The organism is Pseudomonas atacamensis (assembly GCF_017167965.1).
Taxonomy (GTDB): Bacteria; Pseudomonadota; Gammaproteobacteria; order Pseudomonadales; family Pseudomonadaceae; genus Aquipseudomonas; species Aquipseudomonas atacamensis.
In genome coordinates this window covers 4,886,588-4,912,771 of record NZ_CP070503.1, presented here as the reverse complement: position 1 = coordinate 4,912,771, position 26,184 = coordinate 4,886,588, and the positions used below count along the sequence as shown (strand labels likewise).

General features: G+C 58.5%; 24 protein-coding genes. 17 read left to right on the top strand and 7 right to left on the bottom strand.

Annotated features, from left to right (window positions below; all coding sequences use genetic code 11):
- Positions 1 to 144: 144 nt before the first annotated feature.
- Together JWU58_RS22460 and JWU58_RS22455 are read right to left on the bottom strand one after the other, a co-directional pair.
- Positions 145 to 1,386 (bottom strand): CNNM domain-containing protein, encoded by a 1,242-nt coding sequence (locus JWU58_RS22460; protein ID WP_016771540.1) that lies wholly within the window; start codon positions 1,384 to 1,386, stop codon positions 145 to 147.
- 12 nt (positions 1,387 to 1,398) lie between these two features.
- A complete protein-coding gene (locus tag JWU58_RS22455) occupies positions 1,399 to 2,211 on the bottom strand; it encodes a cytochrome C assembly family protein (RefSeq protein WP_016771539.1) in 813 nt (270 codons plus the stop codon).
- A 210-nt stretch (positions 2,212 to 2,421) separates the two neighbouring features.
- Here JWU58_RS22455 and ffh point away from each other — a divergent pair, with 210 nt between their 5' ends.
- The 5 genes from ffh to rplS all read left to right on the top strand — a co-directional run bounded on the left by ffh (position 2,422) and on the right by rplS (position 5,992).
- Positions 2,422 to 3,798: a signal recognition particle protein gene (gene ffh, locus JWU58_RS22450; RefSeq protein WP_007967791.1), complete on the top strand. Its 1,377-nt coding sequence runs from the start codon at positions 2,422 to 2,424 to the stop codon at positions 3,796 to 3,798.
- Between the two features lie 249 nt (positions 3,799 to 4,047).
- Positions 4,048 to 4,299 (top strand): 30S ribosomal protein S16, encoded by a 252-nt coding sequence (rpsP, locus tag JWU58_RS22445; RefSeq protein WP_003185073.1) that lies wholly within the window; start codon positions 4,048 to 4,050, stop codon positions 4,297 to 4,299.
- Between the two features lie 5 nt (positions 4,300 to 4,304).
- Positions 4,305 to 4,841: a ribosome maturation factor RimM gene (gene rimM / locus JWU58_RS22440; RefSeq protein ID WP_206421009.1), complete on the top strand. Its 537-nt coding sequence runs from the start codon at positions 4,305 to 4,307 to the stop codon at positions 4,839 to 4,841.
- A 2-nt stretch (positions 4,842 to 4,843) separates the two neighbouring features.
- Complete coding sequence (gene trmD, locus JWU58_RS22435) at positions 4,844 to 5,596, top strand: tRNA (guanosine(37)-N1)-methyltransferase TrmD (RefSeq protein ID WP_038860625.1); 753 nt, start codon at positions 4,844 to 4,846, stop codon at positions 5,594 to 5,596.
- A gap of 45 nt (positions 5,597 to 5,641) precedes the next feature.
- Positions 5,642 to 5,992, top strand: a complete 351-nt coding sequence (gene rplS, locus JWU58_RS22430) for a 50S ribosomal protein L19 (RefSeq protein ID WP_003175895.1) — start codon at positions 5,642 to 5,644, stop codon at positions 5,990 to 5,992.
- Between the two features lie 164 nt (positions 5,993 to 6,156).
- On the opposite strand, the gene JWU58_RS22425 is transcribed toward rplS, so the two are convergent.
- A complete protein-coding gene (locus JWU58_RS22425) occupies positions 6,157 to 7,965 on the bottom strand; it encodes a cation:proton antiporter (RefSeq protein WP_206421008.1) in 1,809 nt (602 codons plus the stop codon).
- Between the two features lie 108 nt (positions 7,966 to 8,073).
- Here JWU58_RS22425 and xerD point away from each other — a divergent pair, with 108 nt between their 5' ends.
- The 7 genes from xerD to JWU58_RS22390 all read left to right on the top strand — a co-directional run bounded on the left by xerD (position 8,074) and on the right by JWU58_RS22390 (position 15,484).
- Positions 8,074 to 8,970, top strand: coding sequence for a site-specific tyrosine recombinase XerD (gene xerD / locus JWU58_RS22420; RefSeq protein ID WP_024011721.1), 897 nt, complete (start codon positions 8,074 to 8,076; stop codon positions 8,968 to 8,970).
- Positions 8,971 to 9,336: 366 nt separating this feature from the next.
- Positions 9,337 to 10,068, top strand: coding sequence for a bifunctional protein-disulfide isomerase/oxidoreductase DsbC (dsbC, locus tag JWU58_RS22415; protein ID WP_206421007.1), 732 nt, complete (start codon positions 9,337 to 9,339; stop codon positions 10,066 to 10,068).
- Between the two features lie 131 nt (positions 10,069 to 10,199).
- Positions 10,200 to 11,504, top strand: a complete 1,305-nt coding sequence (locus tag JWU58_RS22410; RefSeq protein WP_024011722.1) for a homoserine dehydrogenase — start codon at positions 10,200 to 10,202, stop codon at positions 11,502 to 11,504.
- 107 nt (positions 11,505 to 11,611) lie between these two features.
- Positions 11,612 to 13,021 (top strand): threonine synthase, encoded by a 1,410-nt coding sequence (thrC, locus tag JWU58_RS22405; RefSeq protein ID WP_024011723.1) that lies wholly within the window; start codon positions 11,612 to 11,614, stop codon positions 13,019 to 13,021.
- A gap of 120 nt (positions 13,022 to 13,141) precedes the next feature.
- The gene (locus JWU58_RS22400; RefSeq protein ID WP_206421006.1) at positions 13,142 to 14,515 is read left to right on the top strand and encodes a transporter substrate-binding domain-containing protein; all 1,374 of its coding nucleotides are present in this window, start codon (positions 13,142 to 13,144) and stop codon (positions 14,513 to 14,515) included.
- Positions 14,516 to 14,632: 117 nt separating this feature from the next.
- Positions 14,633 to 15,040, top strand: a complete 408-nt coding sequence (locus JWU58_RS22395) for a response regulator (RefSeq protein WP_122699920.1) — start codon at positions 14,633 to 14,635, stop codon at positions 15,038 to 15,040.
- Between the two features lie 162 nt (positions 15,041 to 15,202).
- Entirely contained in the window at positions 15,203 to 15,484 is a 282-nt protein-coding gene (locus tag JWU58_RS22390; protein ID WP_016771530.1) for a DUF3509 domain-containing protein, read from the top strand.
- Positions 15,485 to 15,705: 221 nt separating this feature from the next.
- Here JWU58_RS22390 and JWU58_RS22385 read toward each other — a convergent pair whose 3' ends face one another.
- Positions 15,706 to 16,905 (bottom strand): CaiB/BaiF CoA transferase family protein, encoded by a 1,200-nt coding sequence (locus JWU58_RS22385; protein WP_122699921.1) that lies wholly within the window; start codon positions 16,903 to 16,905, stop codon positions 15,706 to 15,708.
- A 146-nt stretch (positions 16,906 to 17,051) separates the two neighbouring features.
- Here JWU58_RS22385 and JWU58_RS22380 point away from each other — a divergent pair, with 146 nt between their 5' ends.
- The 3 genes from JWU58_RS22380 to JWU58_RS22370 all read left to right on the top strand — a co-directional run bounded on the left by JWU58_RS22380 (position 17,052) and on the right by JWU58_RS22370 (position 20,720).
- Positions 17,052 to 17,594 carry a YaeQ family protein gene (locus tag JWU58_RS22380; RefSeq protein ID WP_007908961.1) on the top strand — a complete coding sequence of 181 codons (543 nt, stop codon included), beginning with the start codon at positions 17,052 to 17,054 and terminating at the stop codon, positions 17,592 to 17,594.
- Between the two features lie 54 nt (positions 17,595 to 17,648).
- The gene (gene recJ / locus JWU58_RS22375; protein WP_206421005.1) at positions 17,649 to 19,358 is read left to right on the top strand and encodes a single-stranded-DNA-specific exonuclease RecJ; all 1,710 of its coding nucleotides are present in this window, start codon (positions 17,649 to 17,651) and stop codon (positions 19,356 to 19,358) included.
- A gap of 255 nt (positions 19,359 to 19,613) precedes the next feature.
- A complete protein-coding gene (locus JWU58_RS22370; RefSeq protein ID WP_206421004.1) occupies positions 19,614 to 20,720 on the top strand; it encodes an NADH:flavin oxidoreductase/NADH oxidase in 1,107 nt (368 codons plus the stop codon).
- Between the two features lie 199 nt (positions 20,721 to 20,919).
- Here JWU58_RS22370 and JWU58_RS22365 read toward each other — a convergent pair whose 3' ends face one another.
- Positions 20,920 to 22,548, bottom strand: a complete 1,629-nt coding sequence (locus tag JWU58_RS22365; RefSeq protein WP_071174494.1) for a glucan biosynthesis protein D — start codon at positions 22,546 to 22,548, stop codon at positions 20,920 to 20,922.
- A gap of 403 nt (positions 22,549 to 22,951) precedes the next feature.
- On the opposite strand from JWU58_RS22365, the gene JWU58_RS22360 reads away from it, so the two are divergent.
- On the top strand, positions 22,952 to 23,137 hold the full coding sequence (locus tag JWU58_RS22360; RefSeq protein ID WP_016771524.1) for a hypothetical protein: 186 nt from the start codon (positions 22,952 to 22,954) through the stop codon (positions 23,135 to 23,137).
- Between the two features lie 177 nt (positions 23,138 to 23,314).
- On the top strand, positions 23,315 to 24,046 hold the full coding sequence (locus tag JWU58_RS22355; RefSeq protein ID WP_206421003.1) for a tellurite resistance TerB family protein: 732 nt from the start codon (positions 23,315 to 23,317) through the stop codon (positions 24,044 to 24,046).
- Between the two features lie 292 nt (positions 24,047 to 24,338).
- Here the strand turns inward: JWU58_RS22355 and JWU58_RS22350 are convergent, their stop codons facing one another.
- A complete protein-coding gene (locus JWU58_RS22350) occupies positions 24,339 to 24,770 on the bottom strand; it encodes a hypothetical protein (RefSeq protein WP_130899437.1) in 432 nt (143 codons plus the stop codon).
- A gap of 683 nt (positions 24,771 to 25,453) precedes the next feature.
- Positions 25,454 to 26,074, bottom strand: coding sequence for a hypothetical protein (locus tag JWU58_RS22345; RefSeq protein WP_206421002.1), 621 nt, complete (start codon positions 26,072 to 26,074; stop codon positions 25,454 to 25,456).
- Positions 26,075 to 26,184: the final 110 nt, after the last annotated feature.

The window sequence follows — 26,184 nt, the reverse complement described above, 5'->3', positions numbered from 1 at the left end:
TCGAGTAGGAACAGTCGTCGGTTTGCAGCGGAAACAGTCAGGATCCGGGCAGTGCCGGGTAGGCACAGGGATCGACGGCGCTTGGGTAAGCGCCTCGATTATAGGAAGGGGGCTAACGATCAAACAAGCGCAAACAATGCAGCTTTATCGAGCAGGCACCAGAGCAGGCACCGATGAGGTCAGCCAGATCAACACCTTGCTCACCCGGTTCTCCTCGGTCTCGAGGATTTCCAGTCGATAACGCCCGATCTTCAGGCACACCGCGCTTTCCGGAATGGTTTCCAGCGCTTCGGTGACCAGGCCGTTGAGCGTCTTCGGCCCGTCGCTCGGCAGGTGCCAGCCCAGGCACTTGTTCAGGTCGCGGATCGATGCGGCGCCATCGATCACCATACGCCCGTCGGCTTGGGGATGGATGTGCGGGTTGTCGAGGCTGTGCTCGCTTTCGAATTCGCCGACGATCTCTTCGAGAATGTCTTCAAGGGTGACGATGCCCAGCACTTCACCGTACTCGTCCACGACCATGCCGAGACGGCGTTGCTGCTTGTGGAAGTTCAGCAGTTGCAGTTGCAGCGGCGTGCTTTCCGGGACGAAGTAGGGTTCGTAGCTGGCGGCCAGCAGTGCCTCGCGGGTCAATCCACCATTGCTCAGCAAATGGCCGATCTGACGGGTGTTGAGCACCGCTTCGACCTGATTGATGTCACTGTGAAACACCGGCAGACGCGTGCGTTTGTTCTCGCGCAGTTGCTCGATGATCTCTTCGATCGAATCGTCGAGGTTGATGCCGTCGACGTCACTGCGCGGCACCAGAATGTCGTTGACCGTGATGTTGTCCAGCGCATGAATGCCCGATACCGGGTGGGTGCGGACCGGATGGTCGTGATCCTCATCGTGATCGGCCGGCAACTCGTCCTCGCTCTGTTGCACCACCTGAGCCTTGCGCGTGAACGGGGTCATCAACAAAGCGCTGACCCGGCAGAACAGCCACGCGAACGGGTAGACGATTTTCATCGGCACGGTCAGCAGGGCATTGCCGAACGCCAGCACAGCGTCGGGATAGCGCCGAGCCACTGTGCGCGGGAAATAATCAGCGAACACCAACAGGATGCCACCGGCGCCCAGGCACGCCGCCCACGGGCCGTTTTCTTCGCAGAGGAAAATCGCCAGCAACGTCGCGATGATCACTGCGAGGGCGCGGCACAGGGTGTTGCAGAGGATCAGGCTGTCGAGCGGGAAGCTCAGCTTCGCCAGCGGTTTATCGCTGGCGCGCGAGGCGATACGTTGCGCCTGCAGGTGCTGCTGCGCGATTTCGACGGCGGTAAACAGCCCTGACCATAAAATCAGCAGGACAAATACCGCGAGCATCGGCCCTATGGGCAAACCGTCCATTTATGCCGCCCGTCAGATGTGCAGAATGTATTCACGAACCAGTTTGCTGCCGAAGTACGCCAGCATCAGCAGGCAGAAACCGGCGAGGGTCCAGCGAATCGCCTTGTGGCCGCGCCAGCCCAGACGGTTGCGGCCCCACAACAGCACGCTGAAGACGATCCATGCCAGGCAGGCCAGCAGGGTCTTGTGCACCAGATGCTGAGCGAACAGGTTCTCGACGAACAGCCAGCCGGAAATCAGCGATAGCGACAGCAGCGTCCAGCCGGCCCAGAGAAAGCCGAACAGCAGGCTTTCCATGGTTTGCAGGGGCGGGAAGTTCTTGATCAGCCCGGACGGGTGCTTGTGCTTGAGCTGATGGTCCTGAACCAGCAGCAGCAACGCCTGGAACACGGCGATGGTGAACATGCCGTAGGCGAGGATCGACAATAGAATGTGCGCGAGGATGCCCGGCTCTTCATCGATGATCTGCACCGTGCCGGTCGGCGCGAACTGCGCCAGCAATACCGTGATCGCGCCCAGCGGGAACAGCAGCACCAGCAGGTTTTCCACCGGGATCCGCGAACAGGCGAGCAGGGTCAGGGCGATTACCGCCGCAGCGATCAGACTGGACGCACTGAAAAAGTCCAGGCCAAGGCCGATCGGGGTCAATAGATGTGTAAGCAGGCTGGCGCCGTGGGCGAGCACGGCGAATACGCCGAGGCTGACCAGCAGGCGCTTGTTCGCCTTGGCGCCGGTGGCCAGGCGGGTGCTTTGATAGACGGTCGCAGCGGCATAGAGCAGGGCGGCGGCGAGGGTGGTCAGCAAACTGGGTGACAAGGGGAGCATAAATCCTGTTAGGCGAGCCCGAAAGGCGCTGAGTTTGGCATAGAACCGCCACGGCACGAAAGACTCCGCAAGCTGACGGCGAGGTGTCCGCCGGCCGCAGTCTTCGCTATAATCCGCGACCTGCCCACGCCGCAGGCTCGCCGAGCACATGTTGATTCCGGTCTGGGCCGCCATTATCCCGGTTCGTACAGGGCCTGAAAGGATCGCGCAATGTTTGAAAACTTAACCGACCGTCTCTCGCAGACGCTGCGCCATGTCACCGGCAAGGCCAAGCTGACCGAGGACAATATCAAAGACACCCTGCGTGAAGTGCGCATGGCGTTGCTCGAAGCTGACGTCGCATTGCCGGTGGTCAAGGACTTCGTCAATTCGGTCAAGGAGCGCGCTGTCGGCACCGAGGTGTCGCGCAGCCTGACGCCGGGCCAGGCATTCGTGAAGATCGTCCAGGCCGAACTCGAAAGCCTGATGGGCGCGGCAAACGAAGACCTCAACCTGAGTGCCGTTCCGCCAGCCGTGATTCTGATGGCCGGTCTGCAGGGCGCGGGTAAAACCACCACTGCCGGCAAGCTGGCGCGCTTTCTTAAAGAGCGCAAGAAGAAGTCGGTCATGGTTGTTTCGGCGGACATCTATCGTCCGGCGGCGATCAAGCAGCTGGAAACCCTGGCCAACGACATCGGCGTGACGTTCTTCCCGTCCGACCTGAGCCAGAAGCCGGTCGACATCGCCAATGCGGCTATTAAAGAAGCAAAACTGAAATTCATCGACGTGGTCATCGTCGATACTGCCGGTCGTCTGCACATCGACGAAGAGATGATGGGCGAGATCAAGGCGCTGCACGCCGCGATCAACCCGGTCGAAACCCTGTTCGTGGTCGACGCCATGACCGGTCAGGACGCCGCCAACACGGCCAAGGCGTTCGGCGATGCGCTGCCGCTGACCGGTGTGATCCTGACCAAGGTCGACGGCGACGCCCGTGGCGGTGCCGCGCTGTCGGTGCGCGCCATCACCGGCAAGCCGATCAAGTTCATCGGTATGGGCGAGAAGAGCGAAGCGCTCGATCCGTTCCACCCTGAGCGTATCGCCTCGCGGATCCTCGGCATGGGCGACGTGCTCAGCCTGATCGAGCAGGCCGAAGCGACGCTGGACAAGGACAAGGCCGACAAACTGGCCAAGAAGCTGAAGAAGGGCAAGGGCTTCGACCTCGAAGACTTCCGCGATCAGCTGCAACAGATGAAGAACATGGGCGGCCTCGGCGGGCTCATGGACAAACTGCCGAGCATCGGCGGCGTCAACCTGTCGCAGATGGGCAATGCCCAGAACGCCGCAGAGAAGCAGTTCAAGCAGATGGAAGCCATCATCAATTCCATGACCCCGGCCGAGCGCCGCGACCCTGAGCTGATCAGCGGTTCGCGCAAGCGCCGGATCGCCATGGGTTCCGGCACGCAGGTGCAGGACATCGGCCGCTTGATCAAGCAGCACAAGCAGATGCAGAAGATGATGAAGAAATTCACCGCCAAGGGCGGTATGGCAAAAATGATGCGCGGCATGGGCGGTATGTTGCCCGGCGGCGGTATGCCGAAAATGTAAAGACTTCGCCGGTCGTCGCACCGGCGCAGACCCTGCAAGGACGCAGGATCAACAGCAAACCCGCACTCGGCGGGAGCTGACTGGCCGTTTTTATCGACGGCTCTCTATGCAAATCTGCACGGCATGCCATGGGCGCCGGAAAAAGTCATTTGCAAAAGTCCGGATATTCCTTAGAATATGCGGCCTTTCGGGCACCCATGCCCGCTGTGCATTTAGATTTGCAGCACCGACTACAGGAACGATGTTCACATGCTAACAATCCGTCTTGCCCTTGGCGGCTCCAAAAAGCGCCCGTTTTACCACCTGACCGTAACCGACTCGCGTAACCCGCGTGACGGCTCCCACAAAGAACAGGTTGGTTTCTTCAACCCTGTTGCCCGTGGTCAGGAAATCCGTCTGTCCGTGAACCAAGAGCGCGTTGCCTACTGGCTGAGCGTTGGTGCACAACCTTCTGAGCGCGTTGCTCAGTTGTTGAAGGAATCTGCCAAGGCTGCGGCCTGAGCAATATGAACGCGACGCCAGCCCCTGCCGATGATTTGATCGTTATTGGCAAAATTTATTCTGTTCATGGCGTTCGCGGCGAAGTGAAGGTTTATTCCTTTACTGATCCGACTGAAAACCTGTTGCAGTACAAAACCTGGACGCTCAAGCGCGAAGGCAATGTCAAACAGGTCGAGCTGGTCAGTGGACGCGGGAGCGACAAGTTCCTGGTCGCCAAGCTCAAGGGTCTCGATGATCGTGAAGAAGCTCGTCTTCTGGCCGGTTATGAGATCTGCGTGCCGCGCAACCTGTTCGCTGAATTGACCGAAGGCGAGTACTACTGGTACCAGCTGGAAGGTCTGAAGGTCATCGACACCCTTGGGCAACTGCTCGGGAAAATCGATCATCTTCTGGAAACCGGCGCCAATGATGTAATGGTCGTCAAGCCTTGCGCTGGCAGCCTGGATGATCGCGAACGCCTGTTGCCCTATACGGAGCAATGCGTGTTGGCCGTCGACCTGGACGCGGGCGAGATGAAGGTGGATTGGGACGCGGACTTCTGAACGTGGCTAACTTGCGCGTAGAAGTGATCAGTTTGTTTCCCGAGATGTTTTCCGCCATTGGCGATTACGGCATCACCAGTCGTGCGGTCAAACAGGGGCTCTTGCAGCTGACCTGTTGGAATCCGCGAGATTACACGACGGATCGGCATCACACTGTGGACGATCGCCCGTTTGGCGGTGGTCCGGGCATGGTGATGAAGATCAAGCCCCTGGAAGATGCGCTGGCTCAGGCCAAGGCAGCAGCCGGGGAGGCGGCGAAGGTGATTTACCTGTCCCCCCAAGGCCGTCAACTGACTCAGTCGGCGGTACGCGAGCTGGCACAATCGGATGCATTGATCCTGATTGCCGGCCGCTACGAAGGCATTGACGAGCGCTTTATTGAGGCTCATGTCGATGAAGAGTGGTCGATTGGCGACTATGTACTGTCTGGCGGCGAGCTGCCAGCCATGGTCCTGATCGATGCGGTTACACGACTGCTGCCTGGAGCTTTAGGGCATGCGGATTCCGCTGAGGAAGATTCCTTTACGGATGGTCTGCTGGATTGCCCGCACTACACCCGACCGGAGGTGTATGCGGATCAGCGTGTTCCCGACGTGTTGCTGAGTGGCAATCACGCGCATATCCGGCGTTGGCGTTTACAGCAGTCCCTTGGTCGGACCTATGAACGACGCGCCGATCTTCTGGAAAGCCGCTCGCTTTCTGGAGAAGAGAAGAAGCTGCTCGAGGAATACATCCGCGAGCGGGACGATAGTTAACAACGTATCGATGGTAGATCGAACGATTTACCTTAGGAGCACAGCATGACCAACAAAATCATCCTTGCACTCGAAGCAGAGCAGATGACCAAAGAAATCCCTACCTTCGCCCCAGGCGACACTATTGTCGTTCAGGTGAAAGTGAAGGAAGGCGATCGTTCCCGTCTGCAAGCGTTCGAAGGCGTTGTAATCGCCAAGCGTAACCGCGGCGTGAACAGTGCGTTCACCGTTCGTAAAATCTCCAACGGTGTTGGCGTAGAACGTACTTTCCAGACCTACTCCCCGCAGATCGACAGCATGGCTGTTAAACGTCGCGGTGACGTACGTAAAGCCAAGCTGTACTACCTGCGCGACCTGTCGGGTAAAGCAGCACGCATCAAGGAAAAACTGGCTTAAGCCCAGCTTCCGATGCAGAAAAAAGCAGCCTACGGGCTGCTTTTTTGTTGCCCGGGATTTGTGCTGCAAGGATCTTCAGTCTATCTGTGACCGAGTCGCGGCCTTCGCGAGCAGGCTCGCTCCCACAGAAGTCCGAATGTGGGGCCTGCTCGCGAATCGATCCATCAGGCGCTGGAACCTTGCGGTTGAATCAACGCCAGCAACGTCCACCCAGCCCCCGGTTTCAACGCCGTTTCCGGTGTCACCACATGCACCCAGCCGCTGTCATCACGCATGAACAGCAGCGTCGCGCGATTGCCGTGCAGCGCTTGGTAATCCTCCCAGCCGAAGCCGTCCGTCAATGTCGTGCTGTAAAGCTCCGCTCCCTGGCCCATCTGGCCGGCCAGTTTCGAATAGGTCAGTGCCTCACTGCCTAATTGATTGCCCCGGTGTTCCAGGCTCGCCCGATGTTTATCGCTGCGGCGGCTTTCGTGGCCGCTTGCCAGACCGAACAGGCGCTGATGACCGAAGTCATGACGAAAGCGCATCGCCGCCAATGTGTTCAGCTCGCCCGACGGTGACAGCGCCAGCAAATGCCCCAACCCCACCAGGTCCAGATGCGCGTCGGCATGCTGCGACGCCGGGTTGCCGAAATAGGTCGGCAAGCCTTCCATGCGTGCCGCGCGGATATTCTCCCAGCTCGAATCGGTCAGCAGCACGCGGCTGCCCAGCTGTTGCAGCGACTTGCCCAATTCACGGGCCGGGCCATTGGCACCAACGATCAGAAAACCGCTTGGCGCCGGTTCAGCGACCTTTAACAGCCGTGCCAGCGGTCGCGCCGTTGCGCTTTGCAAAACCACGGTGCCGATGATCACCGCAAAGGTCGGCGGCACCAGGAGCAGGGCGCCTTCATGTCCGGATTCATCCAGGCGAATCGCGAAAATCGCCGAGACAGCCGCAGCGACGATCCCGCGCGGCGCGATCCAGCACAGCAACGCCCGTTCGCGCCAGCTCAGACTGGAGCCGGCGGTGCTGAGCAAAACATTCAACGGACGGGCGATCAGCTGGATCACCAGCAGCAGAATCAACACCAGCGGTCCCAGACCGATCAACGCGTTCAGGTCCAGGCGCGCCGCGAGCAGGATGAACAGTCCGGAAATCAGCAACACGCTGAGGTTTTCCTTGAAGTGCAGGATGTGCCGCACGTCCACGCCTTTCATGTTGGCCAGCCACATGCCCATCAGCGTCACCGCCAGCAGGCCGGACTCATGCATCACCTGGTTGGCACCGATGAAGATCGCCAGCACGGCTGCCAGCGAGGCCAGGTTATGCAAGTATTCCGGCAGCCACTGACGTCGGATCACCGTCCCCAGCAGCCAACCACCGACGACACCAAACACGGCGCCGCAGAGAATCACCCCGCCGAAGGTGAAGAGGCTTTGCTTGAGGCCATGGCCTTCAGCGCTGGCGATGATGAAGCTGTACACCACTACCGCGAGCAGAGCGCCGATCGGATCGATGACGATGCCTTCCCAGCGCAGGATGTTGGCAATCGAAGCTTTTGGCCGCACCACCCGCAGCATCGGCACGATTACGGTCGGACCGGTGACCAGCGTCAGGCTGCCAAACAGAATCGCCAGCATCCAGTCGAAGCCCAGCAGAAAATGTGTTGCCACCGCGATGACGATCCAGGTCGAGATCGCACCGAGGGTCACCAGTCGATGAACGACGCTGCCAATCTCTTTCCATTCCGACAGGTGCAGGGTCAGGCTGCCTTCGAACAGAATCAGCGCCACTGCCAGCGACACCAGTGGCATCAGCAGCGGGCCGAACATTTCCTGCGGGTCGAGCCAACCCAACACCGGGCCTGCAAGAATGCCGGTCAGCAGCAAAAAAAGAATGGCTGGCAGCTTCAGGCGCCATGCCAGCCACTGACAACCCAGCGCCGCCGCGCCGATCCCGCCAAATGCCAAGAGAATTTGCTGCTCGTTCATTGATGCTCCCTGTTCCTTGATCTGGCTGGCTATGAAAGACTAGCGGCCATTCCCGTCGTTCACTGTCTATTTGCGCGCAGTGTGAAAAACTGCCTGCCCCGAGCACCCATGCCTGCCATCGACCATCCGCTGATTGATCAATTCCTCGACGCTTTATGGCTGGAGAAAGGCCTGTCCGACAACACCCGCGACGCCTATCGCAGTGACCTCGCGCTGTTCAACGGCTGGTTGCAGGAGAAAAAACTCGAACTGATCAATGCCGGCCGCGAATTGATCCTCGATCACCTGGCGTGGCGGCTGGAGCAAAACTACAAGCCGCGCTCCACCGCGAGATTTCTCTCCGGGGTGCGTGGCTTTTATCGCTATCTGTTGCGGGAAAAACTGATCAGCGTCGACCCAACGTTGCGCGTCGACATGCCGCAACTGGGGCGGCCGTTGCCCAAGTCGCTGTCGGAAGCCGATGTCGAAGCACTGCTCAAGGCGCCGGATCTGAGCGAAGCCATCGGCCAGCGCGACCGCGCGATGCTGGAAGTGCTGTATGCCTGTGGCCTGCGCGTGACCGAACTGATCAGCCTGACGCTGGAGCAGGTCAACCTGCGCCAAGGCGTATTGCGGGTGATGGGCAAGGGCAGCAAGGAGCGTCTGGTGCCGATGGGCGAGGAGGCGATTGTCTGGGTCGAGCGTTATATGCGTGATGGTCGTGGCGAGTTGCTCGGTGGCCGCCCCAGCGATGTGCTGTTCCCCAGCCAGCGCGGCGAGCAGATGACCCGGCAGACGTTCTGGCATCGCATCAAGCATCAGGCCAAGGTCGCCGGGATCAGCAAGTCGCTGTCGCCGCACACCTTGCGCCACGCGTTCGCCACACACCTGCTCAACCATGGCGCGGACTTGCGCGTGGTGCAGATGCTGCTCGGCCACAGCGACCTGTCTACGACGCAGATCTATACCCATGTCGCCCGCGCCCGCTTGCAGGACTTGCACGCCAAGCACCACCCACGCGGCTGACACATCCCATATTGTTGAAATACTGACCTGTGGCGAGGGGATTTATCCCCGTTTGGCTGCGCAGCAGTCGCAAACCCGGCTGGCTCGATTTTGACTGAAAGATCGCGGTGGATGGTTCAGGGCTGCTTCGCAAACCATCGGGGATAAATTCCCTCGCCACAATAATGTGTGTCAGCCACATGTGGTTGTGGGTCAGTTGTACAAGCATGAAGATGTGTCAGTTGCTCATGAGTGTGTGGCGACAGGCGCATTCGGCCCTCGTGACCTTATGTGTTAGGCTTTGCCGGTTTGCACGATGGACGGTTATGACCCGGTGTTTCGCACGGGCGTTCTGACCGTTTCATTGGCCCGCCCTCAGGAGTACTCATGCGTCTGACCCAGATTTTCGCCGCCGCCGCCATTGCGTTGGTGAGCACCTTTGCCGTCGCCGACGACGCGGCTGACAAAGCCATTCGTCAAAGCCTGGAAAAACTCGAACTCGAGTTTCCGGTCGAGAGCATCAGTGCCAGCCCGTTGCCTGGCATGTACGAAGTCAAACTCAAAGGCAGCCGCGTGCTGTATGCCAGCGCCGATGGCCAGTACATCGTCCAGGGCAACCTGTATCAGCTGGCGAATGGCAAACCGGTCAACCTGACCGAGAAGACCGAACGCCTGGGCATTTCCAAACTGATCAATGCCATCCCTGTGGCCGAAACCGTGGTCTACCCGGCTGTGGGCGAGACCAAATCGCATATCACCGTGTTTACCGACACCACCTGTCCGTACTGCCACAAACTGCATGCCGAAGTGCCGGAGCTGAACAAGCGCGGCATTGAAGTGCGCTACGTGGCGTTCCCGCGCCAGGGTCTGAATTCGCCGGGTGACGAGCAGCTGCAAGCAGTGTGGTGCTCGAAAGACAAGAAAGCCGCCATGGACAAAATGGTCGATGGCAAGGAAATCAAGGCCGCCAAGTGCGATAACCCGGTTTCCAAGCAATTCGCCCTCGGTCAGTCGATCGGCGTGAACGGTACACCGGCCATCGTTTTGGCCGACGGCCAGGTCATTCCGGGCTACCAGCCGGCGCCACAAGTCGCCAAACTGGCGCTGGGCGCGAAGTAATTCGCATCGTCACGGGCAACCGTTGACGATCGTGGTCCGGCGGCAACAGCGCCGGGCCATCAACAGAGAGCCGCGAGCACGCGGTTGTTTTCCGGCCGACCCTGTGTCGGCCGTTTCATGGGGAGTTCACAGTGAATCCGGTCAAAGTAGGCATCTGTGGGTTAGGGACCGTCGGTGGCGGTACCTTCAACGTACTTCAGCGCAACGCCGAGGAAATTGCTCGTCGTGCCGGGCGTGGAATCGAAGTGGCACAAATTGCCACGCGCACGCCAAAGCCTCAGTTCCAGACGACCGGTATTGCGATTACCAACGATGTCTTCGAAGTGGCCACGAACCCTGAGATCGACATCGTCATAGAGCTGATGGGCGGCTACACCGTTGCCCGCGAGCTGGTACTCAAGGCCATCGAGAATGGCAAGCATGTGGTCACCGCGAACAAGGCGCTGATAGCCGTTCACGGTAATGAGATTTTCGCCAAGGCACGCGAGAAAGGCGTGATCGTGGCATTCGAAGCAGCGGTGGCCGGTGGCATTCCGGTGATCAAGGCGATCCGCGAAGGCCTGTCCGCCAACCGCATCAACTGGGTTGCCGGGATCATCAACGGCACCGGCAACTTCATCCTCACCGAAATGCGCGAGAAGGGCCGTACGTTCGAAGACGTACTCGCCGAGGCGCAAGCGCTAGGTTACGCCGAAGCCGACCCGACCTTCGACGTCGAAGGCATCGATGCCGCGCACAAGCTGACCATTCTGGCGTCGATTGCCTTCGGCATTCCGCTGCAATTCGACAAGGCGTACACCGAAGGCATCACCAAACTGACCACCGCCGACGTCAACTACGCCGAAGCGCTGGGCTATCGCATCAAGCACCTCGGCGTGGCGCGCAGCACTGACGCCGGCATCGAGTTGCGCGTGCACCCGACGCTGATTCCGGCCGATCGCCTGATCGCCAACGTCAACGGCGTGATGAACGCAGTGATGGTCAACGGCGACGCCGCCGGTTCGACGCTGTTCTACGGTGCCGGCGCTGGCATGGAGCCGACCGCTTCCTCGGTGATCGCCGACCTGGTCGACGTGGTTCGCGCGATGACTTCCGACCCGGAAAACCGTGTGCCGCACCTGGCCTTCCAGCCGGACTCGCTGTCGGCCCATCCGATCCTGCCGATCGAAGCCTGCGAAAGCGCTTACTACCTGCGCATTCACGCCAAGGATCATCCGGGCGTTCTGGCGCAGGTGGCGAGCATCCTGTCGGAGCGCGGCATCAATATCGAATCGATCATGCAGAAGGAAGTCGAAGAGCATGACGGCCTGGTGCCGATGATCCTGCTGACCCACCGCGTGGTCGAGCAGCGCATCAACGATGCGATCACCGCGCTGGAAGCACTGGCTGGCGTCGACGGCCCGGTTGTACGGATCCGTGTCGAACATTTGAACTAAAAGCAGCGGCAAGCTTCGAGCTGCAAGCGGCAAGAGAGAAGCAGTCTGGCTTTTACTTGCGACTTGCGGCTTGCAGCTTGCAGCTCAAACCGAAGGTTTGAAAAAAAATGCGATATATCAGTACTCGCGGCCAGGCCCCGGCCCTGAATTTCGAAGAGGTCCTGCTGGCCGGTCTGGCGACCGATGGCGGTCTGTACGTCCCGGAAAACCTGCCACGTTTCACTCAGGAAGAAATCGCTTCCTGGGCCGGCCTGCCGTATCACGAACTGGCCTTCCGGGTGATGCGCCCGTTTGTCACCGGCAGCATTCCGGACGCCGATTTCAAGAAGATTCTCGAAGAAACCTACGGCGTGTTCGCCCACAGCGCCGTGGCGCCACTGCGTCAGTTGAACGGTAATGAATGGGTGCTTGAGCTGTTCCACGGCCCGACCCTGGCGTTCAAGGACTTCGCCCTGCAACTGCTCGGTCGTCTGCTCGATTACGTGCTGGAAAAGCGCGGCGAGCGCGTGGTGATTGTCGGTGCCACCTCTGGTGACACCGGTTCTGCGGCCATCGAAGGCTGCAAGCACTGCGAAAACGTCGACATTTTCATCCTGCACCCGCATCAGCGCGTATCGGAAGTGCAGCGTCGGCAGATGACAACGATCTTCGGCGAAAACATCCACAACATCGCCATCGAAGGCAACTTCGATGACTGCCAGGAAATGGTCAAGAACAGCTTCGCCGACCAGAGCTTCCTCAAAGGCACGCGTCTGGTGGCGGTGAACTCGATCAACTGGGCGCGGATCATGGCCCAGATCGTTTACTACTTCCATGCGTCCCTGCAGTTGGGCGGTCCGGCGCGTTCGGTGTCGTTCTCGGTACCGACCGGTAACTTCGGCGACATCTTCGCCGGTTACCTGGCGCGCAACATGGGCCTGCCGATCAACCAGTTGATCGTCGCGACCAACCGCAACGACATCCTGCACCGCTTCATGAGCGGCAACCAGTACGTCAAGGAAACCCTGCACGCAACGCTGTCGCCGTCGATGGACATCATGGTGTCGTCGAACTTCGAGCGCCTGCTGTTCGACCTGCACGGGCGTAACGGTGCGGCGATTGCCGGCCTGATGGACTCGTTCAAAAAGGACGGCAGTTTCAGCGTCGAGCAAGAGCGCTGGACCGAAGCACGCAAGCTGTTCGATTCGCTGGCGGTGGACGATGCGCAGACCTGCGAAACCATCGCCGACGTCTACGAGCAAACCGGTGAGGTGCTCGACCCGCACACTGCCATCGGTGTGAAAGCCGCGCGCGAATGCCGTCGCAGCCTGGATATCCCGATGGTCATTCTGGGTACTGCCCATCCGGTCAAGTTTCCTGAGGCAGTGGAGAAAGCGGGTGTAGGAAAAGCGCTCGAACTACCTGCACATCTTTCTGATTTGTTTGAGCGAAACGAGCGCTGCACGGTTCTGCCAAACGACCTGAAAGCCGTGCAAGCCTTTGTCAGCCAGCATGGCAACCGCGGCAAGCCGCTCTAAGCCAGTAAAAGCTGTCACATTTTGAAGCCCGTCTCCTGACGGGCTTTTTTGTTTCTGCTGCCACACTGCTCGGGTTTTCACCCACGAAGGACGGGTGAGTCGATCACGAAGGAAATGGCAATGCTGTTTTACAGAGGTTTGAAACCGGCACTGGGCTGGTTGTTTTTGTTGGCGGTGCTGGGGTGGACACACAGCGGCGTGGCAGCGCAAATGGCACTCGATCAGGCCAATGCGTCAGCCAGTGTCCAGGCTATCGAGCTGGATGCGCACGAGCAGCAATGGATACGTGACAACCCCAGAGTGACGGTGGCATCGGTGCAATATCCGTTGTACCTGTTTCAGGACGAACATGGCCAGTGGAGCGGTCTGAACAACGATGTGCTCAAGCGCGTCAGCGCAATGACCGGCCTGCAATTCGAGCACCAGGAATCGTTCTCTACCGACCATATGCTCGATCGCCTGCAAAGCGGGGTCGCGGACATCAGTACGACCTTGGCCATGAGTGATGATCGCAAGGCGTTTCTCGATTTCAGTCATGCTTTTGGAGGGGCAGGCTGGGTTTTTGTCGGACATGCCAATACCCCGCGGGTGGAGTCCTTCGAGCAACTGGCCAAGCGCGTTCTGGTGCTGCCCGCCCGTCATGCCCTGGAGGATGCGATTCGGCGCGATTATCCGTCGATTGAAATACGCTCGGTGAAAACCTACGCCGAAGCGCGGGCGCTGGTCGAGAGCGGTGAAGCCTACGCAACCATCGAAAACGAAATCGGCGCGCAGCTCTATCCGTTGGGCATGCTCAAGGTCGGTGCCTTGGTAGAGGGCAAGTGGGAAGCCGATCATCTGGCTGTACGAAAAGGCATGCCGCAACTACTGAGTATTCTCAACAAGGCGCTGGAAGCGTTCCCTGCGGCGGAGTTGCGGGCGATGCGTCTCAAGTGGCTGGCGGGCGTTTCGCCGCCGCCCGTGCCCTCCGTCTGGGAACGGCTGGTCGAGTGGGCATGTTGGGCGATGGGGGTAATCGGCGTTTTCGGAATGCTGTCGCTGGTGTGGAACAGGCGTCTGGCAGCCGTAATCAAGCTGCGCTGCGCAGCGGAAAAGGAGCTGGGCGATCAACTGGCCTTTCAGCACGCCCTGATCGATTCGATGCCGGATCCGGTGTTTGTCCGTGATCTGCACGGGCGCTTGATCATCTGCAATCGCAGTTACGAGGAAGCACTGTCGGTGCGCCTGGACCAGATGCAGGGGCGCCTGCTGATCGAAGTCGATGCGTTTCCGGAAACCACTGCGCGGATGCTGCACGATGAATTCATCGCCCAGTTGCAGACCCGCAAGTCGCGCTTCACCAAACGACAGCTGCTGTTCAAGGGCGGGTCTCGCGAGGTTTATCAGTGGACCGTGCCGTTTTACAGCGGTGACGGTAAATTGCGCGGCCTGTTGGGTGGCTGGACCGATATCACTCAGCGCAGGACCGAGAGCGGGTGTCGCTGTCTACAGTAAAGAAGGGAAATGTCCTGCAAGACGCGGCTACTTTTCTGATGGGAGGCTTAAGACGCCTGCCCTAGAGTGAACGACAACTGCGGTGAGAGTCCGCGATGATCGCTCCAGAGGTCGCCCATGCGCTCGCTTAAAGTCCTGATTCTTGAACCCAACCCGTTCCAGCTGATGGCATTGCATCAAATGCTCAATGCCATCGGCATCTACGATGTATTGACCGCGCCTTCGCTGGCGTCAGCCTTGAGTTCACTGGGGCATCGCGGCGCGGTCGATATCGCCATTTGCGATCCGCAGCTCAAAGGTGGCGATGGGCTGGCTTTGATTCATCACCTGGCGGCGCACCATGAGGCGCGTGCCCTGATTCTGCTGGGCTCGGTCGCGCAGAGTTTGATGAATGATCTGGAGCCGCTGCTCCGCCAGCAGCGCCTGCGCCTGCTGGGACGGCTGCAAACGCCGGTTTCGGCGGTGTTGATGAGAGGTCTGTTGGACAGTTATCTGATCACCCCGCAGGAGCTCATCGAGGCCTGAAACCGGCAGTTATTTTTCTGTCATCTTCGCCGTGCATGCTCTGTCAGACGCGGACCCGCAAGGTCGGGACGCGACAGGCAGAACTTTCTTCTCGGGCCGGTGGTCATTTAATGTGAACACGCCCCAGGCACTGTGTTTTCGGACTATTGAGTGGAGATCGAGATGGAAAGTATCAGTCTATTGCTCGGTGAGGCTCTGAGCCCGTATCAGGTGACGCTGACCCCTCGCGGCAGCCATGGTGAATGTCTGGTGACGCTGAAGAACAGCAGCGGCGCCATTGTGGTGGAACGCGAATTCAATCAGGCCCAGTTGAGCGACAAGCGCTTGCTGACCGACGTGGTGGACGGCCTGCACCGTGACGTGATGATCGCCGAAGGGCGGTTGGAACCCTGCGTGATTGCGGCGTTGCGCAATGCAGCTCTGGACAAGCGTCCGGCCCTGTAAAGATGAAATATTTTTTGTGGGAACCTTCCTGCATCCCTGTCAGTCAGACCCCATAACAGCGAGATCAAGCATTGTGCTCCGGTGCTTGTCGCTTGCTGCTACGGGTCTCGAAGCAGACCCCGTTTAACCCCGAGTCGTCTCCCCACTTCTCGGGGTTTCTTTTGCCCGGCGTTTGCTCAATGCGCGGCTATTGCTCGAAAAAGCCAAGCGCCCAGCGCTGCTCAGATGGCCCCGTCTTCACGCAACCGAGCGATTTGCGCCGCGTCGTAGCCCAGATCGCCGAGCACCTGCGCATTGTGTTCGCCCAACTGCGGCCCGACCCATTCGGATGAACCTGGGGTTTCGGAAAGTTTCGGCACGATGCCGGGCATCTTGAAGTCCTTGCCGTCCGGCAGCTTGGCATGCAGGAACATCTCTCGCGCCAGATATTGCGGATCGTTGAACATGTCCTCGGCGCTGAAGATCCGGCTGACCGGTACGTCGGCCTGATTGAGCAAGTCGAGAACAGTCTGCAGTGGTAAGGAATTGACCCAGCGATCAATCACGCCATACAACTCGTCCCGGCGACTGTCGCGCCCGTCGTTACTGGCCAGCAGTGGGTCGTTGGCAAGATCTTCGCGGCCAATCACGAGCATGAAGCGTTTGAAGATCGCATCACCATTGGCACCGATCTGCACATGCTTGCCGTCGGCGCTGGTGTGGATCGAAGACGGCGTGATGCCCGGCATGATGTTGCCGCTGCGCTCGCGGATGAAACCGAACACGTCGAACTCCGGCACCATGCTTTCCATCATCGCGAAGATAGCTTCATACAGCGCAACGTCGACCACTTGGCCCAGTCCGCCATTGACCTCGCGATGACGCAGCGCCATCAGCGCACCGATCACGCCCCACAGCGCGGCAATCGAATCACCGATGGAAATGCCGGTACGCACCGGTGGCCGATCTTCGAAACCGGTGATGTACCGCAGGCCGCCCATGGATTCGCCGACCGCGCCGAAACCCGGCTGGTCCTTCATCGGCCCGGTCTGACCGAAACCGGACAGGCGCACCATCACCAGTTTCGGGTTCAGTGCGTGCAGGGTTTCCCAGCTCAGACCGAGTTTTTCCAGGACGCCGGGGCGGAAATTCTCGATGAGGATGTCGGCTTCGCCCAGCAGCTTTTTCAGGATCGCCAAACCGTCGGGGTGTTTCAGATTGAGGGTCAGCGACTTCTTGTTGCGCGCCTGGACGAACCACCACAACGAGGTGCCTTCGTACAATTTGCGCCACTTGCGCAGGGGATCGCCGCCGTCCGGCGATTCGATCTTGATCACCTCGGCGCCGAATTCGCCGCAAATGCGCGAGGCAAACGGCCCGGCGATCAGCGTACCCAATTCAATGACTTTCAGACCCGAGAGCGGTTTGCTGGTGAACGGCATGCGAAATCCTGTAGGACAAGGCTGAACGGATACAGGGTTTTAACATAGCCGGCTGTCAGACGCCGCAGCTGGATCGCCATCAATTCGTTGATTGCCTGTGGCATCGGTTAGACTTGCCGACTTTCCTCGTATCAAGAAGCCCGTTCATGGCCCAGCCGTCCACTACCTACAAATTCGAACTGAACCTCACCGACCTCGACCGCAGCGTCTACGAAAGCGTCAAGCAGACCATCGCCCGTCATCCTTCGGAAACCGAAGAACGCATGACTGTGCGGCTGCTGGCCTACGCGCTCTGGTACAACGAGCAGCTGTCGTTCGGCCGTGGTCTGTCAGACGTGGATGAACCGGCCTTGTGGGAAAAGAGCCTGGACGACCGTGTCCTGCACTGGATCGAAGTCGGCCAGCCGGATGCCGATCGCCTGACCTGGTGCTCGCGCCGCACCGAACGCACCAGCCTGCTGGCCTACGGCAGCCTGCGTGTGTGGGAAACCAAGGTGATCCCGGCGATCAAGAACCTGAAAAACGTCAACATCGCCGCCGTCCCGCAGGAAGTGCTGGAGACCTTGGCCAAGGACATGCCGCGTGTCATCAAGTGGGACGTGATGATCAGCGAAGGCACGATCTTCGTCACCGACGATCGCGGTCAGCACGAAGTCCAGTTGCAATGGCTGCAAGGTGAGCGCGGCTGAGGTCGCGACATCGCTGATATTTCCCACGAATCAAAGAGAAGCCTCCTTCGCCCCATGCGTATCGAACCTCGTCAACTGCCTGCCACGCTGCCTTTCCTTGGTGATCTGCCGCCACTGCTGACCCGCCTGTACGCGGCGCGGGGCGTGCAATCGGAAGCGGAGCTGGACAAAAGTCTGGCGCGCTTGATCCCGTTCCAGCAGCTCAAAGGCATTGATGCGGCGGTCGACCTGCTGGTGACGGCATTGGAGCAACGCCAGCGCATTTTGATCGTCGGCGACTTCGATGCGGACGGCGCCACCGCCAGCACCGTCGGTGTCCTCGGCCTGCGCCTGCTGGGCGCGGCGCATGTCGATTATCTGGTGCCGAACCGTTTTGAATACGGCTATGGCCTGACACCGGAAATCGTCGAAGTCGCGCTGACCCGTGAACCGCAACTATTGATCACCGTCGATAACGGCATCTCCAGTGTCGAAGGCGTCGCGGCGGCCAAGCGCGCCGGACTGAAGGTATTGATCACCGACCACCACTTGCCCGGCGATGAACTGCCGAAGGCCGATGCGCTGGTCAATCCGAACCAGCCGGGCTGCGAGTTTCCGAGCAAAGCGCTGGCCGGCGTCGGGGTGATTTTTTATGTGTTGATGGCCTTGCGCGCACGCCTGCGCAGCCTTGGCTGGTACGAGAGCAAACCGCAACCGAACATCGGCGAACTGCTCGATCTCGTGGCGCTGGGCAGCGTCGCCGACGTGGTGCCGCTGGATGCCAACAACCGCATTCTTGTGCATCAAGGGCTGGAGCGGATTCGTGCCGGCCGGGCGCGGCCGGGGATCAAGGCGATCCTCGAAGTCGCCAAGCGAGAGGCTGCGCGGATCACTTCCACCGACCTGGGTTTTATTGTCGGCCCTCGCCTGAACGCCGCCGGGCGTCTGGACGACATGAGCCTGGGCATCGAATGCCTGCTCACCGCCGACGCCAATCTGGCGCGGGAAATGGCTGCGCAACTGGACGGCATGAACCAGGATCGCAAATCCATCGAGCAGGGCATGCAGCGAGAAGCGCTGGCGCAGCTCAAGGATCTGCCGGTCGAGTCGATGCCGTTCGGTCTGTGCCTGTTCGATCCGGAGTGGCACCAGGGTGTGATCGGCATTCTCGCTTCGCGGATGAAAGAGCGCTATTTCCGCCCGACCATTGCTTTTGCCGATGCCGGTGATGGTCTGCTCAAGGGCTCCGGTCGCTCGGTGCAGGGCTTCCATATTCGCGATGCGCTGAGCGTGGTCGCGGCGCAGCATCCGAACCTGATCGCCAAGTACGGTGGCCACGCGATGGCCGCTGGTCTGACCTTGCCGCAGGAGAATTTTCCGCTGTTCGCCGAGGCATTCGACGCTGAAGTACGTAGGCAACTTCGTGAAGAAGACCTCACTGGGCGCATGTTGTCGGACGGCACGCTGGCCGTCGAAGAGTTCCACCTCGAACTGGCGCGCGCCTTGCGCCACGCCGGGCCATGGGGTCAGCACTTTCCGGAGCCGCTGTTTCATGGCGTGTTCCAGTTGGTCGAGCAGCGCGTGGTTGGCGAACGGCATTTGAAAGTAGTGCTGAAAAGCGAATGCGGTTCGGTGAAGCTCGATGGCATCGCGTTTGGCATTGATCGCGATGTGTGGCCGAACCCGACGATTCAATGGGTTGAACTGGCTTACAAACTCGACGTCAACGAGTTTCGTGGCAACGAGACTGTGCAGTTGATGATCGCCCACATCGAACCGCGCTGAAGATCAAAAGATCGCAGCCTTCGGCAGCTCCCACAGGGGATCGCATTCCTCTGTTGGAGCTGCCGAAGGCTGCGATCTTTTCTGGAACCCCCCAAGATCCCCCGTTGTCGACTAGGCTCTAAGCACTGCTTGATTGGCCTTGTGACGTCTTGTCGAATTTTTGCCCGCGGGGGCGGGTGCTGCACCCTTTTTCTGTCACTCGTCGACTTTTCAAACAGAACCCTGGAGCCTGCCCACTGATTCGAGAGGTGCCCCATGAGTCTGCTGCTTGAACCCTTTACCCTGCGCCAACTGACCCTGCCCAACCGCATCGCCGTGTCGCCGATGTGCCAGTACTCCAGCGTCGATGGCCTGGCCAACGACTGGCACCTGGTGCACCTGGGCAGCCGCGCGGTGGGCGGTGCCGGTCTGGTTTTCACCGAAGCCACGGCGGTTACCGCCGACGGGCGTATCACCGCCGAAGACCTTGGCCTGTGGAACGACGAACAGATCGAACCGCTGCAACGCATCACTCGCTTCATCACCGCCCAGGGCGCGGTCGCCGGTATTCAACTGGCCCACGCCGGGCGCAAGGCCAGCACCCACCGGCCGTGGATCGGCAAGCATGGCAGCGTCAAACCCGAGGATGGCGGCTGGACCCCGGTCGGGCCATCGCCGATTGCTTTCGATCCGCAGCACACCCAGCCAAAACAGCTCGATGAAGGGCAGATCGCCGAAGTGATTCAAGCCTTTGTCGACGCGGCCAAGCGCGCGCTGACGGCGGGGTTCAGCGTGGTCGAGGTGCATGCCGCGCACGGCTATCTGCTGCATCAGTTTCTTTCGCCGCTGAGCAACCAGCGTCGCGATCAGTACGGTGGTTCGTTCGAGAATCGTATCCGTCTGGTGCTGCAAATAACTGAAGCGGTGAGGGCGGTATGGCCGGAGGAATTGCCAGTGTTTGTCCGCGTGTCGGCGACCGACTGGGTCGAAGACGGCTGGAATCCGGACGAAACCGTGGAACTGGCGCGTCGCCTTCACACGCTGGGCGCCGATCTCATTGACGTGTCTTCAGGAGGGACAGCTGCAAACGCGGAGATTCCGGTCGGACCCGGTTATCAGACGCGCTTTGCCGAGCGGGTACGCAAAGAGTCAGGCATTGCCACCGGCACTGTCGGCATGATTACCGAGCCTGCCCAGGCCGAGCACATTCTGCGCACCTGTCAGGCTGATATCATTTTCCTCGCCCGAGAGTTGCTGCGCGATCCGTACTGGCCGCTGCACGCCGACGATGATCTGGGCGGGCGCAAAGCAGTGTGGCCGGCGCAGTATCAGCGCGCGACCCATCGGGATCAGCCCATTCATGAGTCGGATTTGCGTGATTGATTGAAGGCTGGAAAGCAAAAGCCCCGAGCCAGTGATGGCCGGGGCTTTGGTTTGTCTGGTCCGGCCTCGCTGTCTGCGCTGCCGTCATCGCGGGCAAGCCCGCTCCCACAGGTTCGAGTCGACTACAGGTCTTGTGATCAACTCACCACTGTGGGAGCTGGCTTGCCAGCGATGAGGCACTGGCAGGCGCTACAAAACCTCAAGGGTATTTACGCTTGTCCGGCGCCGGCGGGAAATACTGGTACAACCAGGTCTCGCTCAACGTGCGGTCATTGGTGCGAATGAACAGGCGCAGTTCCACCGGCTCGACACTGTCATTGGTCGGGTACCAGTCGAACAGAATCCGATAACCCTTGATGTCATCCAGCACCAGCACGCTGAAGTCCTGCACCTTGCCGTTGGAACAGGTAATCACCGGCTCGATCCCGGTGCCCTGTGGCAGGCGCTCGAGGCCGCCACCGGTGAAGTCGACGGCAAAACGCCGCGCCCAGACTGGCGGGTAGTGCTCACCCGGCGCCCAACCCTCGGTGAAGCCGCCCATGCCCGAACGCGTAGCGTGCACCCGTGCCAGTGGCGTGCCGACCGGTGGCAGGGCGCTCCAGTACAGCTTGTACCCGTAGTTCAGCGAATCACCGGCAGCCACGGGTTTCTTCGGCGTCCAGAAGGCGACGATGTTATCCAGCGTCTCGCCGGTCGTAGGAATTTCCAGCAGATCAATAGAGCCTTCGCCCCATGCGGTTGTCGGTTCTACCCACAGGCTCGGGCGCTTGCTGTACCAGTCGACAGTGTCCTGATAGTTGGCGAATTCGTGGTCGGTCTGCACCAGGCCAAAACCTTTCGGGTCCTTGTCGGCAAATGCGTTGAATTGCAGCGTCGCCGGGTTGTTCAACGGACGGCAGATCCACTCGCCATTGCCGCGCCACATGGCCAGACGGTCGGAGTCGTGAATCTGCGGGTGAATGGTGTCGCACATGCGCCGTTCGTGGGTGCCGCAGCTGAACATGCTCGTCATTGGCGCCACGCCCAACTGTTCGATAGTGGTGCGTGCGTTGATGTGCGCGTCGATTTCCATGACCACGCGCTCGGCCTGGCAATCGATGTCGAAGCGATAGGCGCCGGTCGCGCTCGGCGAGTCGAGCAGGGCGTAGACCACAAAACGCGTGGCGTTCTTGTCAGGCGTCTCGAACCAGAACTTGGTGAAGTCGGGAAACTCTTCGCGCTTCTTCGCGTAGGTATCAATGGCCAGGCCGCGCGCGGAGAGGCCATATTGGCCAGTAGCATCGACCGCACGGAAATAGCTGGCGCCGAGAAACGACACCACGTCATGCCGATCCAGCTCCGGTGCCTTGAACAGTTTGAAGCCGGCAAAACCCAGATCGCCCTTGAGCTGCTGGGTGTCGACCGAAGTGTTCTCGTAATTGAACAGCGCCGGGCGGAAATGCACCTCGCGCGCCATGCGCGTCTTCGGATCAACGCTGTACATGCGCACCGGCTGACGGAAACCCATGCCGACGTGGAAAAACTGCACGTCCAGCTGACCTTTGTTTTCCTTCCACAGGGAATGCTCGCCGTCGTAGCGGATCGCGTTGAAATTCTGCGGAGTCATGGTCGCCAGGGTTGGCGGCAACACCTGTTTCGTATCCTGATAGGCATTGCCGGCGAGCTGCTTGGCCTGGCGCTTCAACGCCTCGAAATCGAAGGCCTGGGCCTCGCCATCGGCGGCGCCGCCATTGGCCGCCCAGGCGCGAGCAGCCAACAGGCCCGACGCGGAAAGACCGGTATAGGCCGCAATGGCCATGGACGCTTTGAGCAAATTCCTGCGGTGCATAAATACAACCTGTCGTGTGCAATCCCGCGCCGTTCCTGGCACGTATCGGATCGGAAATTACGGTTCGGTCATGCCTTCGGCCAAACGCAACGGACTATAAACAGATGCCCGCTAGCTTAATCGGTTCGATTGTCGGGCAAAAAGGCTTGTTTGCGTTGCGTCATCTGGCAATGAAACAAGACATGTCTGTAATTTTTCTGACAGGGCTCTCTGATTTAGAGGGCATATCTGCTTTTTTCGATTAATTACTCTAAAAACCACTTTTCAACGCCGATTTAATTCCTATTCTATGGGCAAGACCGGATACAAGCCTTCGTGCCGGCGGGGCACACGACGCTGCTCGAAGAGGCAGGGCGATGTGAGGTTCAGCAGTTTCTTGACTCAATAGAGAAGGACATCGTCCATGGCAAAAATACAGGGCATCACCGAAATGTTGGGCATCTTTCCTTGCTTGGGCGGCGGGCGCAGAAGACGCCGTCTCAATTCCGAGGAATTGAAACTGGTGGAACGTTATCGAGAGCTATCGGAAAGCGACCGGATCGCCATGCGCTATCTGGTGGATGCGATGCGGAGTGTTTCGCGGTTTTAAGGAGGAGGGGAGAAGGGGGCAGGTCGAAAGGCCTGCCCCTTTTCATTGGGTAACGCTCGGAACGAGCCCTTGTGAGTGGCGAGCAACATCTCGAAGCACACTCACGGGGTGGATTGGGGCACTTTCGAACTAGGCTGAGGGCCTTAGATCCGGATAACCCTTGTTTGGAGACGGAACATGAACACCCGTGGATTGCTCGATCAACTGCTCAAGTCCGGGCAGGAAATGCTGCAGAACAAGGCCGGCGGCGCTTCCAGCAAATCGGCTGCCAGCGGGCTTGGCGGCTTGCTCGGTGGCTCGTCTGGCTTCAGCGGCCTCGGCGGTCTGCTCTCCGGCGCGGGTGGCGGCGCATTGGCCGCAGGCGCGATGGGCCTGCTGCTCGGCAATAAAAAGGTCCGCAAGGTCGGCGGCAAAGTCGCGATCTACGGCGGCCTCGCTGCGCTGGGCGTACTGGCTTACAAGGCGTACGGCAACTACAACGCCCAAAAAGGCAGCGCACCCCAACGCGAACCGCAAACCCTCGACCGCCTGCCACCCGCGCAAGTCGAGGAGCACAGCCAGGCCATCCTCAAAGCCCTGGTCGCCGCCGCCAAAGCCGACGGCCACATCGACGAGCGCGAGCGCGAACTGATCGAGGGCGAATTCACAAAGCTCGACAACGATCAGGAACTGCAACACTGGCTCCACGCCGAACTCAACAAACCCCTCGACCCCACCGACGTCGCCCGCGCGGCGAGCACGCCGGAAATGGCGGCGGAGATGTACATCGCCAGTGTGATGCTGGTGGATGAGGAGAATTTTATGGAGAAGAGCTATCTGGATGAACTGGCGCGGCAGTTGAAGCTGGAGCCGGGGTTGAAGGTGGAGTTGGAGAGGCAGGTGCGGTTGGTGGGGGCGGATAGCGTGTAATCGTAGTGGCGATCGCCCGGCATCAGCGGGCGGTTACCCTTTTACGTTAGCTAGACTTCCTGCGTTTCAGTCGTTTCCGTAACGGCGTTGAATCGACCTTTGTCCCGATGGCGGACATTGCTCTTGCGGCTGGCTCTGCATATTTTTGGTACTAGCCGCGTAATAGAGCTGGCAAATAGATCACTAGCAATCGGTGATTAGCGCACTGACTTCGTCGCCAGATCGGTGTTATTCAACAGTCGACCGTTGAGGTATGAGTCGGCGGGCCTGCCGTCGAGCAAGTTTCCTTCTGCTAGAAGTATTTGAATGGATATGTGTCTCCCGTGATTATTATTGAATCTTTTTCTGTATATACGTTGTTGATGTTGTTGATAACCAGCTGTAGGTTGGTTGGGTTTTGAAAAAGATGATAGAAGAGTTCGAAGTAAAGATAATCTTCGATCAAACTTGCTGCTAGGTTTGGATGGATGTTCAGAAGTTCATTGAAAGTCGGGTAATCAACTGTTGCAAGCTCGGGGATGTCCGCATAGCCTTGCACGGTATCGTCAATCCTGCATTCCGAAATAAACGTATCTGCAATAATTTCAAACTTTCTTGGAAAGTCTCCGGGTTTGATTTGCAGTATGTAGGGCTGAGTCTTGATCGTGACCGCCTCTCCGAATCCCAAGCTTCTATAAGATACGGTACTTGGATTGACTGCGTTGCCCGAGCACTTAAATATCATGGTTTTGCTTTCGCTGTTATAGGTTTGGTTGTCGAGATTTTTTAACCGAAAGAAAACTCCCTTGTACTACAGGTCTGAGGCTTTTCCCAAATTAATTGCATCGGCATCGGCATCGGCATCGGCATCGGCATCGAACGCGGACTGCTTTAGCTTAGGGTGTTGCTTAAACAATTTTTTTGCTGAGAGAGTAGCGCCGCCACACCCTATGTATTAGCCAATGTCAGGTCCACTGCTTTCCCCGTATACTCCAGATTTGTAAAGGCTGCATCAGATTTGTTTAACTTTATGTAGTGTGTGATCTAAAATTTTTTCTAGGTCGCTCCAGGTTTTGGCGGTGTCGGTGAATATTGGAAATTCTCCAAGCTTGATTTGCAATTAATGAAGTTCTAAAAGTGCCTTTTTTGCTAAATAATTGATGCCGTCCGATGTCTATTATTTATTCGAGGCCAGTAGCTGTGCTCGTCGTGATTTTTGCTGTTCACGTCCAGGTTGTCGGTGTATTCGTAGCGGGTAGTACTGCCGAGTTCGTTCTATTCGGCAGTGACGCGATCGTCAGTATTGTTGGTATACGCGCGCGTGGTACGCTGAGCAGGTTAGATGTGCCAGGTGACTCGCGGCGTTCCATTTGTAAAAAAGCCGCATTGAGAAGGGGCAAGCATCGTAGATCTTGTGTCGACACTTTCCTATTTTTTAAAAACTCGATAGCCGGCATCAAAGTCGCTTATGGTATGCATGTTGCTGTAATTTACTTCGAATATTCCTTCAATTGGCGATTGCGTGCGTTTCGCCTGTAAATTTAGAGTTTCTGCCACGTTTCGAAGTTCATGGTATGTTGCTATGTAGGCATGATCGGAAGCGGAGAAGTCAAGAGTCACCTTTTGAGGTGAGATAATCGCAAGATTGATTAGTAGCTGAGGTGATGTGAATGATCTACCGCCAATGTCATAGATCTTGTCTTTATTTTCCAGTTTGGGTCTGTAAATTTCATTTAATAAGTAGTCTTCCTCTTGATCTAAGAATCTTACCAGTTTTTCGTGGCCTTTTATTTTTTCAAATGTAACGGTTGCTTTTTTGATTATTAGGAAGCCATCCTCGTCCATGTTTTCGAGAAAGTTTAAGTCTTGGCTTTCTATTGAAGACGTTATTGACTCATCTAATAGGTTGAGAACAAAATTGAAAATTTCTACTTGGAGTTTATCCTGTATGTTTTCAGTAGGAGGAATATTTATGTAGGATATAATTCCGCCTGCATTGTCGTAATCGATTGCGCCAAAAGATTCTGTAATGTCAATGTAGATATTCATTTTGCTCTTTTGATTGCCGATTGATTAGAGGCTGTCTTAATTGATTGTTGGTTCTTTATTGGCGCCTTTTTGGTAAGTGGCGTTGGGCGTTTGTCGGCAATATTGTAAAA